General features: G+C 54.1%; 12 protein-coding genes. 5 read left to right on the forward strand and 7 right to left on the reverse strand.

The genetic code is table 11. The features are described 5' to 3' along the window. The first annotated feature begins 281 nt into the window (after positions 1–281). On the forward strand, positions 282–1,499 hold the full coding sequence (locus ACEQWH_RS09505) for a DUF418 domain-containing protein (protein WP_370230128.1): 1,218 nt from the start codon (positions 282–284) through the stop codon (positions 1,497–1,499). A 779-nt stretch (positions 1,500–2,278) separates the two neighbouring features. Here ACEQWH_RS09505 and ACEQWH_RS09510 read toward each other — a convergent pair. After that, positions 2,279–4,777 (reverse strand): ATP-binding protein, encoded by a 2,499-nt coding sequence (locus ACEQWH_RS09510; protein ID WP_370230131.1) that lies wholly within the window; start codon positions 4,775–4,777, stop codon positions 2,279–2,281. Further along, entirely contained in the window at positions 4,777–5,502 is a 726-nt protein-coding gene (locus ACEQWH_RS09515) for a response regulator (RefSeq protein ID WP_370230133.1), read from the reverse strand. The genes ACEQWH_RS09510 and ACEQWH_RS09515 overlap by 1 nt, the downstream gene beginning before the upstream one ends. Before the next feature lie 219 nt (positions 5,503–5,721). On the opposite strand from ACEQWH_RS09515, the gene ACEQWH_RS09520 reads away from it, so the two are divergent. The 4 genes from ACEQWH_RS09520 (at position 5,722) to ACEQWH_RS09535 (ending at position 10,727) form a co-directional block, all read left to right on the forward strand. Continuing rightward, positions 5,722–6,744 carry an ABC transporter substrate-binding protein gene (locus ACEQWH_RS09520; RefSeq protein WP_370230135.1) on the forward strand — a complete coding sequence of 341 codons (1,023 nt, stop codon included), beginning with the start codon at positions 5,722–5,724 and terminating at the stop codon, positions 6,742–6,744. 92 nt (positions 6,745–6,836) lie between these two features. Continuing rightward, entirely contained in the window at positions 6,837–8,999 is a 2,163-nt protein-coding gene (locus ACEQWH_RS09525; RefSeq protein WP_370230136.1) for an ABC transporter permease, read from the forward strand. Positions 9,000–9,016: 17 nt separating this feature from the next. Continuing rightward, complete coding sequence (locus ACEQWH_RS09530) at positions 9,017–10,078, forward strand: ABC transporter ATP-binding protein (protein WP_370230139.1); 1,062 nt, start codon at positions 9,017–9,019, stop codon at positions 10,076–10,078. After that, a complete protein-coding gene (locus ACEQWH_RS09535; RefSeq protein ID WP_370230141.1) occupies positions 10,065–10,727 on the forward strand; it encodes an HAD family hydrolase in 663 nt (220 codons plus the stop codon). The genes ACEQWH_RS09530 and ACEQWH_RS09535 overlap by 14 nt, the downstream gene beginning before the upstream one ends. A gap of 334 nt (positions 10,728–11,061) precedes the next feature. On the opposite strand, the gene ACEQWH_RS09540 is transcribed toward ACEQWH_RS09535, so the two are convergent. From ACEQWH_RS09540 to ACEQWH_RS09560, 5 genes are all read right to left on the reverse strand, one after another. After that, on the reverse strand, positions 11,062–14,640 hold the full coding sequence (locus tag ACEQWH_RS09540; protein WP_370230142.1) for a hydantoinase B/oxoprolinase family protein: 3,579 nt from the start codon (positions 14,638–14,640) through the stop codon (positions 11,062–11,064). Between the two features lie 73 nt (positions 14,641–14,713). Then, positions 14,714–15,997 carry a TRAP transporter large permease gene (locus tag ACEQWH_RS09545; protein ID WP_370230145.1) on the reverse strand — a complete coding sequence of 428 codons (1,284 nt, stop codon included), beginning with the start codon at positions 15,995–15,997 and terminating at the stop codon, positions 14,714–14,716. Between the two features lie 3 nt (positions 15,998–16,000). Continuing rightward, entirely contained in the window at positions 16,001–16,564 is a 564-nt protein-coding gene (locus tag ACEQWH_RS09550; RefSeq protein WP_370230147.1) for a TRAP transporter small permease subunit, read from the reverse strand. 73 nt (positions 16,565–16,637) lie between these two features. Continuing rightward, positions 16,638–17,675, reverse strand: coding sequence for a TRAP transporter substrate-binding protein (locus ACEQWH_RS09555; RefSeq protein ID WP_370230149.1), 1,038 nt, complete (start codon positions 17,673–17,675; stop codon positions 16,638–16,640). Beyond that, the coding region (locus tag ACEQWH_RS09560) for a putative hydro-lyase (protein ID WP_370230150.1) at positions 17,672–18,476 on the reverse strand (805 nt) is incomplete at its 5' end. The genes ACEQWH_RS09560 and ACEQWH_RS09555, both read right to left, overlap by 4 nt.

Below are 18,476 nucleotides of genomic sequence, written 5' to 3' on the forward strand. Positions count from 1 at the left end.
GACCATCACTTGTTTGAATTGGGCCAAACACAGATCGATGTTGAGCGGATCGTCGATCTCTTCCTCCTCGTGCCTAACTGATTGGCAGACATTCGCAGCGCTGCAGAAACGCGGGAGCATGGGCTCAAAGCAGACGTCGGCTAAATCTACCTTCAATGTCGGCTGTGGGCCGAATGTCGAGACAGTAAAAACTGATGGCCTTTGAAAAGTTTGTCGCAGCGTATGTACTGTTATAAGCCATTCAAAGCTAAAGCAAACAATCTACAAACTAGGAGGCCATTGTGACTGGAGTTGCTTCACCAATCCGCGCTCGAGACCGGATCGAAAGCATCGATGTGCTGCGTGGCTTTGCCCTTTTAGGCATCCTGCTGATGAACATTCAGAGCTTTGCGATGGTCGAGGCGGCCTACTTCGACCCGTCTCAACATGGCGATCTATCAGGTATCAACTGGTGGGTTTGGGCGATAAGTCATGCTCTTGCTGATATGAAGTTCATGGCGTTGTTTTCAATTTTGTTTGGCGCGGGGATCGTGCTTGTGACAGCCGGTCGCCAGGAAAAAGGATTGCCGACACTTGCGCATCATTTTAGCCGAAATTTCTGGTTGCTGTTATTCGGTCTGATCCATGCCTATTTGATCTGGTACGGGGACATTCTTGTAACCTATGCAATTGCGGCATTCTTGCTTTACTGGTTTCGGAACCTGCGCGCTTTTTGGCTGGTTGTTTTTGGGTGCATCGTGCTGAGTGTCCCATTGCTAATCAATCTGTTGCTAACTTTTGCCCCACCTGATTTCATCCAAGAGATCGCGGATGACTTTGTATACACCCCAGATGAGATCATAGCCGAGGTCGAAGCCTACCGAGGCACTTGGACCGACGCGTTGTTACAACGGATCCCATCGGCACTTGGAATGCACTTCGCCGCACTACCGGGCTTCCTGATCTGGCGGGCTAGTGGCCTAATGATGATCGGAATGGCACTGTTCAAGATCGGTGTTTTGTCCGGCCAACGTTCTTCGCGCTTTTATACGACACTTGCCATTCTTGGCCTAGGAATCGGGCTGACGCTTGTTACACTGAGCGTGTTGAAACTGACGGAACACAACTATGATCCGCTTTTTGGTCAACTGGGTATGGGGATCGCATATAATTACGTTGGCAGTATAGCCATGGCGTTGGCCTACACCGGTATCGTTATGCGGATTGTTCAGGGAACGTGGTTTTCGGCTTTACAAATACGTCTAGCGGCGGTCGGCCGAACGGCTTTCACTAACTACATCCTGCAATCGTTGATCTGTACGCTCATCTTTTACGGGTTTGGTCTTGGCTACTTCGGTTCTGTCGAACGCTGGGTGCAGGTGCTCATCGTTATCGGGGTTTGGATCCTGCAGCTTTTCATCGCGCCGCTATGGCTGAGCAGATATCGGTTTGGACCACTCGAGTGGCTTTGGCGTTCGTTGACCTACATGTCGCTTCAACCCATGTTGCGAAAAACGTAAATTGGTGCACCACGGCTTTCGCACCACAAAGAATAGAAGTGGGTTTTCGAGTGTCCGGTCTGACGGCCCGCACCGCAGCATGAAAATTGATTAAGCAATGGCAGCTTTGGGCCGTTTAGGGTCCTTCCCTCAAAGTCTGAGCACGGGGGTAATTCGCTCCCCACTACATTCGGAAGTAGTATTGATTTGTGTCGTGAAGGTTGTGGTTGTTGTTGTTGCCTGTGACTGAGGTTCTCTCACCCCCTAGCGAACTGAGTCAAAATTTAGAACTCTGTGTAGTTCTTGACCATATCTCTCGAAATCGGAAAATAAGGTCGTTGAAATCCGTCAACCCACCAAACGTATTAAGTAGAGGCGATTTTATAGACGTAGCAGCCTACACGAATTGGTGCCAGTCCCTGGTGTGAAGCCTATTCTGGATCGTAGTTTATGGCTGCTGTTTCACTCGGAATTGCGCCGGACGGTGCGCGTACGCCGCTTCATAGATTTCCTGAGCAAGGAATTGATTGCCATAAAGCCGCTCTTGCAGGCAGGGACTTAGCTTTTGCTTCAAATATCGGACCAAAGCTAACGTTAGTCCAAGCAATCATACGCTGCGCTGCGGCTCTCCGATCCGAACACACGATGCAGATTTTAGGTCTCGTTGTTAAAAAAGTCGGTTCTGTAAGACAAAACTGACCGTTGCGACAGGTGAGTACAAATCGCCCCGGAAAACGTTTGTTGGGCAAGATTTTGCTTGTTGTTGGAACAGAAAATCAGCGCTCCTCAAAGATACATAGTTAGACTTCAGCAGTGTTTCTTTGCAGCGCTGCAAGTATCTTGGAAGGTGTTATAGGTTTCTCGGCGAAAACTGCATCCAGATCGGGAAAGTCACTTAAAGAGGACTTACCGCTTATCAAGATTCGACGTGCTTTAGGAGACAGACTTTGAGCATGTTTAAGGACGCATACACCATCAAATTGCCCACCGAGATCAAAATCACTTACAACAATTTCGAATTGATCTCGGTTCATCGCTCGTATCGCGTCGCCCGCCGAGGCACAAATATTCACTTGCAAACCGAGGCTCTCGAGCACTTTGGCAGTAGCTTCTCTGTCCGTTGGATTGTCATCAACCAGCAATGCGCGCTGATTAGTCTGGAAGTTTACTAAGTCATCAAAGTCACGAGCAAGAGGCAACGAAAGGATCACATTTGTTCCCTCTCCTACCCGGCTCTTGATCCCCAATTTGCCACCACTTTGGTTCATAAACCCATAGACAATGGACAGCCCTAGACCTGTGCCACCTTGGTCTGCTCGCGTTGTGTAAAAGGGTTCGATGGCCTTGGATTGTACAGCCTTGGTCATTCCAGCGCCTGTGTCTTTGACCATTATCTGAGCATAGCCTTCAGGTGTTTGAGACAGACAAATGTTTATGTCGCCGACATTTGAAATTGCATTGTTGCTGTTTAAAGTGAGGTTCGAGATCGCGGACTCAAGTTGCCCCGGATCGGCTTGAACATAGAGTGGGTTTTCTGCGGGGAAAACACGCAGTGATACCCCTGGCTTTAAGCCGATCTCGACCAGTTCAACCATGCCTCCGACAAGAGTATTCAGGTCAAAGACCTCTGGCGAAAGCGGTTGTTGGCGTGCGAAAGCTAGAAGGCGATCGGTCAACGATGCGCCATAGTCAACTGCGTTTCTTATTGCCGCGATATTGCCGGTTTCCACTTCTACACTCGAATCTAAGAGATGTGCGTGGGTTTTAATTGCAGACAGGATATTGCCAAAATCATGGGCAGTATCGCCGGCCAGTTTTCCAAGCAACTCAATCCGATCGATTTGCGCGACGCGTTCGGCGATCTTACGCAATTCGGTGACATCCGAAATCAACCAAACACGCCCTTCATCGGGTAAGCGGCTTGCACGGATTTCAAGAATCTGGCCCGCATCGGATTTGATTTCCAGATGCCCGCGATGCTGAACGCTCAATTGCACGGCTTTGGCAGACTGCCCAAAATCGGATTGGTAAAGCCAATCGACAAACGACCCATCCATTCTTGACACAGATAGTATTTTTTCAAACGCTGGATTGGCGGCGGTAAGTCTGCCTGACGCATCTGTGATAGCAAGACCGTCGGTGATATTCTCGAACACTTTTTCAAACAGTGCATTGCGCTGGTCCAACAACTTATTTGAGCGATCAAGGCGTAACGCATTTGCGCGAAAACTTCTGAAAGATCTAAACAAATCAGCGATTTCGTCATCACCACTTAACCTGCGTGGCAGAACGCTGCTTCGATCTCCATTTGCTAAGCGAACCATGGCTTCAGACACGCGGCCGACGTTGAAGGCGACATACCGCGACACATACAGTGCAGCGATGAGCGCCAGCGCAAGTGCTGCCAGACTAATGGCAGCGACTGAGAACCGAGCAACCTGAATCGTGTTGGACGAAGAACTTCGTTCCGCGGTTAACACCCCTTCGGCGCGTTTGGCAAAGTTCCCTGCGAGTTCATTTACGCTGTTTGCCTCCCGCCGAATGCGGAAAAGTGCATTTTGAGCATTTAAATTCAAACCGAGTTCGATGCGCCGAAGTTCAAATATGCCGTCGCCCCCCCAAACCAGGGCATCAAGACTATTCAAATAATCCGTCTGTGGCTGGGTCTTGGTCGCGGCCAAAGCAAATTTGCGCTGTCGCTGAAAATGTCGCCTCTCTTCACCAACGCCGATGAGATTATCAGCATAAGCCGCGTTTAATGCATCGGCGTTCATGCTTTGCAGCGTCCACCATGTGAGCCTCTCTTCGGTGGAAATCGAAAGGTCTTCGACGCGCAGTGTAACCAATTCGCGCAAACCGCCTAATTCCGCAACGCCTGCCCGGACGAGTGACTGCACGCGGTCAAGGGATTGAGACGCTTTGACCAAATCTCGGATGCCGGTTTCTAGTTCCAAGGTGAGCGTGATCAGCTCATTTCGCTGTTGGTCATCGTCCGTTAACGGCCATTCTGAGCGCACAGTTGCCAAAACATCCAAAAGCTTCTCACCCTCTTGTTCGACGAGAAAATTGGATCTCTGGTTCAGCAAGTAGGGTGCAGTTGTCGCTAAATCTGACGCGCGCTTGGACAGGTCAATTGCCTGCGCCACCTGACTGAGCGACTGGCGGTGTAATTCTTGCAAACGTTCATCAACGCGCAGCAGTGCAATCCAGGTCAAAACGCTGATGCACACAATCGCCAAGGACAACAGCGCTAGAGCCGCCCACAAACGACCCCGTACCGAGCGCGGCAAAACTTGCATCAGTTTGTGCTCCGCTGGGTGTCGGTCACAAAGATATAACCCTGCCCACGCCGGGTCTGCAGGTGCTCGGGCTTGGAAGGGTTCTTCTCTATCTTACGCCTGAGTCTGAGGATAAGAACATCCACCGTCCGGTCCACATATTTCGTCAAATCGCTGCCGAGTTCAGCCAGAAGGTCAACGCGAGGGATGACCTCATTTGGGCGACTTAGGAAGTAGTCCAGCAGACGATACTCGGCGTTTGTAAGTGAAATCTCGTCGTCCTGGTCATCCATTAGAATGCGTTGTTTTTGATCCACCACAAGACGCCCAAAGGTTATCCGGTCCTGATCCGGTGTGGTCGAGAGAGCTGCAACCGGTTTGCCCGTCCGGCGCAGCACAGCGCGAATACGGGCGACCAATTCACGGGGGTTGAACGGTTTCAAAACATAGTCGTCCGCGCCGACTTCTAAACCGACAATCTTGTCCGTTTCATCGCCCCGTCCGGTCAACATGACAATCGGCACATCGCCCGCGCGCCTGATATCCATGGCGAGGGTCAGTCCACTTTCGCCCTTTAGCTGGAGGTCAATAAGCACCAAATCAAGGGCAGTTTGATCGATGTTGTCTTGGTAATCGGCGATGCCGGCCATAGGCACAGGGTCAAAATGGTTTTCAGACAAAAGAGCCACTAAGGCGTCGCGCATCGACGCCTCGTCATCCACAATTCCAATCTTTGGCCGCGTCACGTCTTCCTCCCTCGCACCGGTCTTATAGCACGAAGTTTGCACAGCCGTATTAAGGCTTGTGTTTCAATTGTTACACCTCAAAAGGCCAAATTTAACACTGTTAACCATCGGCCCGCCGATATGTAATTCTATTTATCGAGCTTTGGTGTCCCTGTCTGAAACCAACTCCTAGGACAAAGTCAGCACCCCCGTGGTGCCAAAACCTAATGGGAGGAAAAGATGAGAAAACTAGGAATGATCTCTGTGGCGGCCATGATGGCGGCGGGCACATCTGCATTTGCCGATGAGCTGAGCGTTGTGTGTAGCGCGGAGCAAGACTGGTGCGATCTGATGGTTGCAGCTTTTGAAGCCGAGAACCCTAACACTGATGTTCTGATGGTGCGCAAGTCCACCGGCGAAACGCTGGCGCAGGTACGCGCAGAGGCAGGCAATCCAAAGATTGATGTCTGGTGGGGTGGCACAGGGGACCCGCATCTGATTGCAGCCGAAGAAGGGCTGACACAGGCCTCTGGCGTCGACACCAGTGAGCTGTTGGGCTGGGCTCAGAACATGTCCAAGATCTCTGACGGCAAGACCGTAGGCATTTACGCAGGTGCGCTTGGCATTGCCTATAACGCTGACATTCTGTCTGAGAAAAACATCACGCCACCGGAATGCTGGGCGGATCTGGAGGACGGTCGCTTTGCCGGGGAAATTCAGGTTGCGAACCCCAATAGCTCGGGCACGGCCTATACGGAACTCGCCACGTTTGTACAGCTCTTTGGCGAAGATGAAGCGATGGTGAAACTCGCAGCTGTCGGCAAAAACGTGAACTCTTACACCAAATCCGGCTCCGCACCTTCCAAGGCGGCGGCACGCGGGGAAACTGGCGTGTCCATCGGGTTTATGCACGACATGGTAAAACTGGCGTCCAAAGGCTTCCCGTTGAAGATCGTCGCTCCGTGTGAGGGCACCGGCTATGAGGTCGGAGCGGTCTCGGTCATCAATGGTGCCCGAAATGCGGACGGCGCAAAGAAGTGGGTTGAGTTCGCCTTGCGCGCAGACATTCAGTCCCGTGCGCCTGAAACCGGTTCATTTCAGGTTCCGTCCAATTCCAACGCGCAAGTGGCGCCGGAATCGCCTGATCTCGCGTCGATCAAGCTGATTGACTATGACTTTGCGACCTATGGCTCAAGCGAAACCCGTGCGCGGCTTTTAGCGCGTTGGGACGCGGAAGTTGGCGATCCGAACCCGCAACAATAAGCACCTCCCTGTCGACTGATCTGCATCCCAGATCAGACTGACACGGATGCCCCGTCTTTGCGGGGCATCCCCCTACTTACACGGACAGACTTATGAAAAACACAGTCCTGATTTGGCTGGCCATCGGGCTTGCCAGTTTCATTCTTTTGCCTTGGCATATGACCGAGGATGGCCTGCTTGAGGCGTCCTGGATCAGCGATGGCGTGGCCTCAACCGGGCTTTTTGCATCCCTTTCCGGGCAATGGTGGTTGGCACCTGCGGGCCTGGCTTTGATGGGCGCTTTGATCCTGCATTTCACAATTCCCGAACCGGTCAAACGCGCGCGTTTGATGTTGGCCACCGCTATTGCAGGCTTGGCGTTGATTGCCTTGCAGGGCCTGATCATTGTGCGAGCAGGTCCACGTGTTTTTGAGAGCCTTTTGACGTCCGAGATCGCCATGGCGGGTCAACCCGGGATGGGCGCGGGGGCAGGCATCTGCGCGCTGGCACTGCTTTTCGTTGCCACAATCTCAATCTCTCAATCGGGTAAGGGGCAAGGCGACTCCTTTGTGGTCAGCACCATTGGCCTGATCGTCGCTCTTGTCGCGATTTTTGTGTTTTTCCCCGTCATACACATCCTTGTGCGCGCCTTCGAGGTCGACGGCGGCTACTCTCTGACCGAGTTTTTCCCCCGGTTTTTCAGCAGTGATATTTGGGGGCTTGGGTGTCTTATTGGTGGGCGGTCCTGTGGCGTTGGGATCAATTCCCTGTTTCTGGGCGTCATGACCGGTGCTGGCACAACACTATTGGGCCTGTCCTTCGCGCTGATCTTTACCCGGACTGACTTTCGCGCCAAACGCCTGTTGCGCGTTCTTACCGTCCTCCCGATCATCACGCCGCCCTTTGTGATCGGCCTCGCGCTTATCCTGCTCTTTGGTCGCGCAGGCACCGTGACAGAGTTCTTTGCGGACCTCTTGGGTTGGGAGCAGACACGTTGGCTCTATGGTTTCTGGGGTATCTATTTCGCTCAGATGCTGTCCTTTACGCCCATCGCCTTCCTAGTCTTGATCGGTGTTGTACAGGGCGTGAGCCCATCGATGGAAGAAGCCTCGCAAACTCTGGACGCTGATCGTTGGCAGACCTTCCGATTTGTCTCTTTACCCCTGATGCGCCCGGGGCTTGCGAATGCGTTCCTTTTAGGTTTCATCGAGAGCCTTGCGGACTTTGGCAATCCATTGGTTCTGGGCGGCGGCTATTCGGTTCTGTCGACCGAGATCTATTTCGCCATTGTCGGCGCGGTTGCTGACCCGGCAAAAGCAGCAATCCTTGCAATAGCTCTGCTCTCGCTGACATTGACGGCCTTTATGGCGCAACGAATTTGGCTGGGCAAAAAATCCTATGCCACGATCACAGGCAAGGCAGACAGCGGCCAGAACGCGCGCCTGAACCCGGTGCTGCGCGTGGTCTGTTATGCCACGGCTATTCCATGGGCGGCGCTGACCGTGGTGGTTTATTCGATGATCGTCTTTGGCAGTTTCGTGAAACTCTGGGGCTACAATCACAGCTTCACCTTTGATCACTACATCAGGGCCTTTGGGATCGATTTCACAAACGGACGTTTTTCGGGTGTTGCCTGGGATAGCTATTTCACCACGCTCACGATCTCATCTGTTGCAGCTCCTCTGACGGCTTTGGTCGGGCTTTCAACCGCCTATCTTTTGGTGCGCCAGAAATTTGTCGGCAAAGACGCTTTCGAGTTCTCGACCATGCTCAGCTTTGCGATCCCGGGTACAGTCATCGGCGTCAGCTATATCATGGCGTTTAACTTCCCACCGATTGAGCTGACGGGGACTTCTATCATCCTGATCATCGTCTTTGTGTTCCGCAACATGCCCGTCGGCGTGCGCGGCGGCATCGCTGCCATGAGTCAGCTGGACAAAAGCTTGGATGAGGCCTCGATCACCCTTGGAGCCAACAGCTTTACAACGGTTCGTCGCGTGATCCTGCCGCTTATGGGGCCTGCGATCCTGGCTGCGCTGACCTATAGCTTTGTGCGCGCCATCACCTCTGTGAGTGCTGTGATCTTTTTGGTCAGTGCCAAGCACAATATGGCGACCTCTTTCATCGTGGGACGTGTCGAGAACGGCGAGTTCGGCATCGCGATTGCCTATTCCGCCGTCCTGATCATCACGATGCTTGCCGCCATTCTCATCCTGCAACTTCTGGTCGGAACCCGCCGTTTGCGCCGCTCTGATCGTATCCAAAAACCCGCATAACCGCGAGGAACAACAACATGAACACTACACAAACAGGCTCCGTGCGCTTTGAGGGCGTGGTTAAGAAATACGGAGCGGTCACCGCGTTAAAAAAGCTCGACCTGTCAATTGATCCGGGCAAGCTCGTCACCCTTTTGGGTCCAAGCGGGTGCGGCAAGACCACGACCCTACGGCTGATTGCAGGCCTTGAGATGGCAACTGAAGGCCGCATCCATATTGGCGGCGAGGACGTGACCCATTTGACCGCAACCTATCGTAAGGTCTCGATGGTTTTTCAGTCCTATGCCCTCTTTCCGCATATGACCGTGCGCGAAAACGTGGCCTATGGGTTGACTGTGAAGGCCGTGCCCAAGGCAGAGGCCGCAGAGAAAGCCGAGGAAGGGCTGGAGCTTGTGGGGCTGGCAGGTTTTGGTGATCGTTTACCCAGTGAACTTTCGGGCGGGCAGCAGCAACGCGTTGCCGTGGCGCGCGCCATTGTTCTGGAGCCCGAGGTTCTGTTGCTGGATGAGCCTCTGTCAAATCTGGATGCAAAACTGCGCCGCCATGTGCGCGAAGAAATCCGACAGATCCAACAGCGGCTTGGTCTGACGGCTGTCTACGTGACCCATGACCAAGAAGAGGCCATGGCGGTTTCCGACAGCATCATTGTCATGAACAAAGCCGAGATTGCGCAGATCGGTACGCCCAGCGACCTCTACGAGGCTCCGTCTTCGGCCTTCATTGCTGATTTCATCGGAGACGCAAATCTCGTGCCATGTGACATCGAGAGCAGTGCACAAGGCAGCGCGACGGTAATAATGAACGGGCAACGCCTGTCGATCCCAAGTGACGCTGTCTCAAAAGGGCCCGCTCGGTTGGTTCTGCGCCCTCACGCATTGAAGATAGCCGCGCCGGATCAGCCAGGTCTGTCTGGCGAGATCAGCTACGCTGCTTATCTGGGTAAGGAGATTCAATACACCGTCGAGACGGCCGTTGGATCGCTGTTCGTGATTTCGCCTGTGCAAGCAAATTCATTCGCTCAAGGTGATAGCGTTTCAATCGGCATCAGCGAGACGGACGCCCGCCTTGTCTCTGCTTAACGAACACACTGAGGTCCTGAGTTCGATCGTTCATCATCGGGGTGTGTCTAGCGACATTACCTCTGAGCGTTGGATAGAATTCATCGAAACAGAGGGATTTTCCGCCGTCATTTTCGATTGTGATGGAACGTTGGTTGAAAGTTCGGCAGCACACTTGAATTCCATGCAGGCGGCTGCGAGAGAACAAGGGGTGGAAATGGCTGAGGAATGGTATCGAGAACGCACTGGCTTGGATCGCACAAACCTCCTGTTGGAGTTTCAGGACTCTATTCAGTCAGACTTTGATATTGATCGTGCCTCAAAGATAAGCATCGAGAGCTTTAGCAAGTTTGCCAAAATGGTGCAGCCCAAAATCGGTGTTCTCGGGTTTGCACGCGACCTGAACCAGCGAGGCATCTCGTTAGCTGTCGCGACAAATGCAGAGCGAGAAGTTGCCGAGGTTTCGCTTAGAACCACGGGCGTGAGGAAGATTTTCTCTCATCTGGTGAGCATTTCGGATCGTGTCGCGCCCAAACCCTCGCCCGAAATGTTCTTGTTGGCTGCGGACCACCTAAGGCAGGTGCGCAGCAACGTCCTAGTCGTTGAGGATTCACCGCAAGGCGTCCGAGCTGCACTGGACGCTGGTATGAGCGTTATCCAATTGACTTGATTCTCACTTTGCCAAGCTTGGCTAGGGGGCACCCAGTCTTTGAGGTGCCCCTGGATTTGCAAACACTTTTCTAGGCTATTTTGCAACGCTGCGAACTTCAATTTCATTGTACCAAGCTCATTCTTTAAGAGCTTAATGCTAAGGATTACATAAGCTAAGCTTGCTGCATCTGAAGTCGCAACGCGGCTATTCGCAGGACTCTACGGTTTTCTGGTGTCCGAAGACTGCAGAAAGAGCCAAAGGACGTTTCTCTACCGATTTCAAACACGCGTTTAACAAACTGGAAATCGGTCATATCACAATCATCCGACGCGAAAGTGGTTCATGGAGAAAACTAGGTAGTTCGGCTCCCAAAACCTCCGCCGCCCGGGGTTTTCATAACAAAAGTGTCGCCGACATGGACCTCTACTTGGTCGTTGCCTTCAAGCGTCTCGATTGCCCCATTTGCACGATGAACCGAGTTTTCACCAGTCAAACCGGCCCCGCCTTCACATGTTCCGTGGGGCGGAATTATCCTGTGAGAGCTCAGAGTTGTTACGGTCATCGCCTCATTGAATGTGAGCCTACGAACGATGCCATCGCCACCTAAATACCGACCGGAACCACCTGACCCTCGACGAATTGAAAACTCATCAACGCGAACAGGAAAACGGGACTCCAGAACCTCGGGATCTGTCATCCGCGTGTTGGTCATATGGCTGTGGACCGCGCTGGTGCCATTATAACCGTCGCCCGCGCCGGTGCCGCCGCAAATGGTCTCATAGTTCTGATAGGTGTCATTCCCGTAAACGAAGTTGTTCATCGTGCCCTGACTGCCGGCAATCACCCCGAGCGCACCATAGAGCGTATCGGCAATCGATTGGCTGACCTCGGTGTTTCCTGAAATGACCGCAGCAGGAGATTTCGGATTGATCATCGACCCTTCGGGAACGATCAGTTCGAGGGGTTTGAGACACCCTTCGTTCATTGGAATGTCTCGGCCAACGAGTGTTCTAAACACATACAAAACAACAGCTCGGCAAATCGCCAGAGGCGCATTGTAGTTGAAAGGGCTTTGCTCAGACGTCCCAGTGAAATCAATCGTTGCAGACCGGCTTTCTTTGTTTATTCGTATCTTCACATTGATCGACGCACCGCTGTCCATCGGGTAGCTAAACTTGCCGTCCTTAAGAACATCCAACACGCGACGCACGCTTTCCTCGGCATTGTCCTGCACATGACCCATATACGCATGGACGGTTGTGACCCCGAATTGCCGCGCGATCTTTTGCAGTTCGGTAACACCGGTTGCGTTGGCCGCGATCTGGGCCGCCAGATCCGCAATGTTTTGATCGATATTGCGACAAGGGTATTTTCCAGACCCAAGCAGGGCGCGGGTCTCGGCGTCTCGCAAACGTCCCTGATCGACCAAAAGGAAGTTTTCAATCACGACCCCTTCGTCTTCGATGGTACGACTGTCGGGTGGCGCGGAGCCGGGAGTCTTGCCGCCGATGTCTGCATGGTGGCCACGCGAGGCGACGGTAAAAAGAATGTCTTGTCCCGCCTCATCAAACACTGGCGTGATGACCGTTACGTCTGGCAAGTGGGTGCCGCCGTTAAACGGGTTGTTCATCATGAACACATCGCCCGGACGGATCTTACCCTGATTGGCCCGCAGAATTGTGCGCACACTTTCAGACATGGAGCCCAGATGCACTGGCACATGCGGCGCGTTTGCCACCAGATCTCCGTTCTGATCGAAAATCGCGCAGGAAAAATCCAACCGTTCTTTGATATTCACGGAATAAGCCGTGTTGGCCAAAGTCGCGCCCATTTGTTCGGCAATGGACATGAAGAGGTTGTTAAAGACCTCCAACATCACTGGGTCAACTTTGGTGCCAATGGCTTCTTGACGCTTAAGCGGAACGATCCGTTCCAGCAGCAAGTTTCCGCCTTTGGCCACCGTTGCGCGCCATCCAGGCTCTACGACATTGGTGCCAGTCGGCTCTGTCAAAATCGCAGGGCCGCAGACTGATTGGCCAATTTCGAGGCTCATGCGGTCGATCAGAGGCACGTTGCCCCATTGCCTTTCAAAGCATACGGGCACATTCGCCTGAGAAATCACTTGCCCGTCTGGGTCGGCAAGATTCACGCTCTCACCGGTTTGCCCTATAGCCTCTGCGACCAATACGTCGATGATCAGATCGCTGGTATCGGGGACAAATCCAAATTGCTTCTGGTGCGCGGCAACAAAATCGCTCTCCATAGCCTGAGGCGTGCCGAAGGGAACTTCCAGGCTTTGTTGTGCATCGCGCGGACGAATTTGGGCGCGTTTAAGGACGACTATGTCGTAGGGTTCAATCCCCTGCCCCACAACTTCCTCTCGCGCCGATTTCACAATACTATCCAAGGCCTTACCAGCAGTCGCATCGTCCAGAGGCTGTTCAAACTGTTGCTCACGCATGGCGCGTACGTCGGCAAGCCCCATGCCGAAGGCCGACAGAACGCCTGCAAATGGATGGATAAAGATACTCTCCATGCCCAGCGCGTCAGCCACAAGGCAGGCATGTTGACCACCTGCGCCACCAAAGCAGTTCATAGTGTACTTAGTGACGTCATAGCCACGCTGAACGCTGATCTTTTTGATCGCGTTTGCCATGTTTTCAACTGCAATCCGCAGGAACCCCTCGGCCAGTTCTTCAGGTGTTTTACCGTCGCCGATTTCATCCGCCAGCGCTTGGAATTTTTGGCGCACGATGTCTTTGTCCAAGGGCTGATCCGCGTTGGGACCAAAGACATGCGGGAAGTGATCCGGGTTCAGTTTGCCCAAGAGCACATTGCAATCAGTGACCGTAAGATCGCCCCCACGCCGATAGGCGGCAGGACCCGGGTTCGCGCCTGCGCTTTCGGGGCCAACTTGCATCCGCCCGTCGCGATAAGACAGGATGGAACCGCCCCCGGCCGCAACCGTATGGATAGACATCATCGGAGCGCGCATGCGCACGCCCGCGACTTCCGTGTCAAACGACCGCTCAAACTCGCCCGCGTAGTGGCAGACGTCAGTCGAAGTGCCGCCCATGTCAAAGCCAATCAGTTTATCAAACCCCAGCTCAGCCGCCGAACGCACCATGCCTACGACGCCGCCAGCAGGCCCCGAAAGGATTGCGTCGCGCCCGTGGAATAGCCGTGCGTCGGTGAGGCCTCCGTTGGATTGCATGAACATGAGGCGCTCACAGCCACCCGTGTGCGCCCCAAGCGCGCTGGCGACCTGATCTACGTATCGGCGCAGGATCGGAGACAGATAGGCGTCAACGACAGCCGTATCCCCGCGCCCGACGAGTTTGATCAAAGGGCTAACCTCGTGGCTGAGAGAAATCTGACTAAAGCCAGATTGCGCAGCCATCTCGCCCAGCTGTTTTTCGTGATCCGGGAACTTGTAGCTGTGCATCAAAGCAATCGCGATAGAGCGGTAGCCTTGCCCGTAAGCCTTAGAGAGTGCCTTGCGCGCTGCGGCGGTATCCATAACCGCGATGATATTGCCATTCGCGTCCACACGTTCTTCGACTTCGATCACGTTTTCATAAAGCAGCTCTGGCAACTCGATATTCAGATCAAAGAGTTTGGGGCGGTTTTGATACCCTATCCGCAACAGATCTTTCATACCCTTGGTGATGAATAGGACAGTCCGGTCGCCCTTGCGTTCCAACAGCGCGTTTGTCGCAACTGTTGTGCCCATCTTGACCGCATCGATGAGGCCTTCGGGCACCGGTTGATCCGGCGCAAGTTCCAGCAATTCGCGGATCCCATGCACGGCTGCGTCTTTGTAAACCTCAGGGTTTTCGGACAGAAGTTTATGTGTCTTCAGCTCTCCTGATGGGGATTTCGCAACGATGTCGGTGAAGGTGCCACCGCGATCGACCCAAAACTGCCACATAGATAAAGCTCCTCTGTTTGCAGGCCGCGCCTGCAGTCTTTCAATTAGGTTTGGGTGGTGGTGTGCTCTGGTCTTAGTAGACCAGAGACGGCAACCACAGTGCGAGTTGTGGGAAGACCAGCAACAGCGCAAGCATGACGAACATGGTGACAACGAAGGGGATCGCGCCGCGGATCACGTCGATCATGGGTCCACCTTTGCGAATGCCCTGCACCACATAAAGGTTGATACCAATCGGCGGCGTGATCAGCGCGGTTTCCAAGAGCACCATCAACAGGATGCCAAACCACACGGGATCAAAGCCCAGCGCCACGACAATCGGCGTGATCAGCGGAGCCATGGTCAAAAGCATCGACAGCGTCTCCATGAAACAGCCGATCAGGATCAGCACCGCGACAATCATCAGCATCGTCTGCATTGGGCTCCAGCCGAGGCCCGTGACAAAGTCGGTGAGCGCTTGGGTCAGGCCGATGATCGAAAGCACGAAGTTCAGGAACACAGCCGCAATTATGATCAGCATGATCATGGCGGTCGTGCGCATCGTGCCTTCGATCGCTTGGCGCATCATGTCGATCGACATTTTGCCATTCACGGTTGCGAGGACCATCGACGCCACGACCCCAAGCGCTGCTGCCTCAGTCGGTGTCGCAAGCCCTGCATAGATCGAGCCAACGACCACCATAAAGATACCAAGCGGTGGGATCAAAGCCGGCAGCGCACGTAAACGTTCTGCCCATGTGTGGCGCAGTTGTTCCCCGCCCCATTCAGGTTTGATCATACAAGCGACGACAACTGTGGCCATAAAGAGCGCGGCCAATAGGAAGCCTGGTACGAAGCCTGCGAGATAGAGTTCAGGGACAGATGTGTTAGTAAGCAGCCCATACAGGATCAGGTTGATCGACGGCGGGATCAGGATTCCCAAGGTGCCCCCTGCCGCAACTGTGCCCAGGAACAGGCGCTCGTTATAGCCGCGTTTCTTGATCTGTGGGACTGCGACAGTGCCGATGGTCGCAGCCGTGGCCACAGAAGAGCCGGAGGTCGCCGCGAAAAGCGCGGAAGATCCGATATTAGAGTGCATCAACCCGCCCGGCAGCCAGCCCAGCCATTTGACGATGCCATCATACATGCGCTCGGTGATCCCGGCCCTCAAAAGAACTTCGCCCATCATCACAAACATCGGGATCGCGACCAGCAGGAAGTCAGTGCTTGTCTGCCACGCCATGTCCGAAATCGCGCGGTGTAGCGGCATCGGGCTGTCGGTCCATTGCAGGATCAGGCCAAGCCAGCCAAGCGAAGCTGCAATCGGAACGGCGAGGCCGATCAATGCCAGCAGAATAAGGAGTGTTTTGATCAACATGGCTTATACAGTCTCGTCTTCGATTTGTTCGTCCAGGGATTTGACGCCGATCAGGTTTTGCACGCCTGCCTCGTCGCCACGGAAGTGTTGACGGATGGCGACCAAAGCGATCAGAACGCCTGAAAAGACAAAGAACATCCACCCAAGCAGCCAGGGAATTTGCGGGATCGCGAGGGGGACACGCATCGGCGTGATCGACCGAGAGCCGTTGTCCAGAGTGTCACCGACCATGCCCCAGACCATGACCACAACGACCAGCGCGAAACCGGTCAATAGCAGCAGGCCCATCAGGTTGATATAGGGATGCAGCACTTTGGGAATTGTGCCCAGCAAGGCATCTACCCGGATATGCGCGCGCTCGAACAATGCAAAAGACAGCGCCAAAGCTGTGGCAACGCCAAAGGCATAACCCGAAATCTCATCGGCACCACCAAGAGACACATTGAACGCCTTGCGCAGAAACACTTCGAGCGTGACGAGGAAGGCGGAAAGCACAATCAGTATGCCACCCAACCACGTCAGCCAAAGGCTGCATTTACGGGCACCGTTGAAGAGAGCGTCTAACATTTTTCTGGACCTATACGTCAGTTACTGAGGGGCAGGCAGAGTCTACCCGCCCCTCTGTCATTTTAGGAAAGAGTTATTTGGCCGCCGCAGTCAGACCAAGGATCGGGCCAACTGTCTCGTTCCAATTTGCAGCACAGTCCGCGCCGCAACGCTCTGCCCAACGTGCCAGAACAACATCCGTTGCGATCTTGTCCCGCGCGGCGAGGTCTTCGGCAGACGGCTCAACCAGAACCATGGAACCCGCTTCACCGACCTCACAGGCACCACCGGTGATACAGGAAATCGCAACATCATCCTCAGTCGCAGTTTCAGCCCACATCGCGTCAGTCAGTGCGGCGATCTCGGTTTGCAGCAAAGCTTGCTGATCTGCAGATAGGCTGTTCCACTTCTCCATGTTCATCGCGCCAAATGCGAGGCCCCAGCCGACGCGCAGTGTGTACGCATGGGTTGCCACCTGGTTCCATTTCGCAGTGTAAGCCGACATGGTGCCTGTGATTGCGCAATCTACGACGCCTTTTTCAAGCGCTGGGATCACTTCCGAGAAGGCCACGGTCACAGACGTGCCGCCAACGCCTTCTACGAAGTCACCCAAAGTGGTGGAGTAGACGCGGATTTTTTTGCCATCCAGATCCGCGATGCCGTTGACTTCGCCATTGCACCACAAGGTCTGGCTTGGGAACGGATAGAGCATCAGAAGTTTCGCGTTGTAGATCTCTGCAAAAGCGTCATGCAGCGTGTCGAAGTAAGCGTCAGACACTTTGCGCTGTGTCTCGATGTCCTGTGTCAGAGAGGACAGATCCGCGCCTTCAAAGATCGCGTTCTCTGCGGCCACATAGCCCGGCAGGCCGAAGGCGAAATCAAAGACGCCGTTTTTCACGAGGCGCATGATCTCGAACCCTTTGAGGCCAAGACCAGATTGGGATTGGATCTTGCCTACGATCTCACCGCCAGAGGCTTTGTTCAGGCGCTGATTGAAGAACGGCTCTTCGTGTTTCTGGAAGTTAGTCAAGCTGGACCAGGTGCCAACGGCGTTCAGGACAACCGGTCCATCGGCCACGGCGGATGTCGCCATAAAGGCAAGCGCGCCCATTGCTGTCGTCAGTTTTTTCATTGGTTCTCTCCGTGTTGGGTTGGGTCTTTAAAAATTGTGGTTTCGGCGTCTTCGGCGACGTCTGTGATCAGCATGTGCCCCGGGGCATGCGTGATACAAATCGGCGGCCTTGCGGTCTGAATGACGTTCTGAGGTGTCACGCCGCAGGCCCAGAAAACTGGAACTTCGCCCTCTTTGATCTCTACCGGATCGCCATAGTCAGGGGTGTGAACATCCGAGACCCCGATAGCGGCAGGGTCTCCAATGGCAATCGGCGCGCCATGAGCCTGCGGAAAGCGCGCGCTGATCGCGATGGCATCTTCGATGAACCGTTCAGCAAGCGGCCGCATAGAGACAACCATCTGGCCTTTAAACGGCCCTGCCGGCACGAGGTCGATGTTGGTGCGATACATCGGGACATTGCGTCCGGATTCGATGTGGCGCACAGGAATGCTTTCGCGCTGGAAAGCGTTCTCAAAGGTGAAAGAACAGCCCAGGGCGATGGTCACCAGTTCGTCGGTCCAAAGCTCTGTAATATCGGTCAGCTCCTCGGCGAGCGTACCATCGCGAAACACCCGATACCGAGGCACATCGGTGCGGATGTCGATATCACGCCCCAAGGTTGGCAACATCGGATCGCCCGTTTCGCTCACACCGACCACCGGACACGGCTTGGGGTTGCGCTGACAAAACCGCAGGAAGTCCAGTGCAAACTCTTGGGGGAGCATGGCAAGGTTGCACTGGAGCTTCCCAGGGGCCAGACCTGCCGTGTTCGCATCATGCAAACCATCGCGGATCCTCTGACGAATTTCACTGCTCGAT

The organism is Cognatishimia sp. (assembly GCF_964229375.1).
GTDB lineage: Bacteria > Pseudomonadota > Alphaproteobacteria > Rhodobacterales > Rhodobacteraceae > Cognatishimia.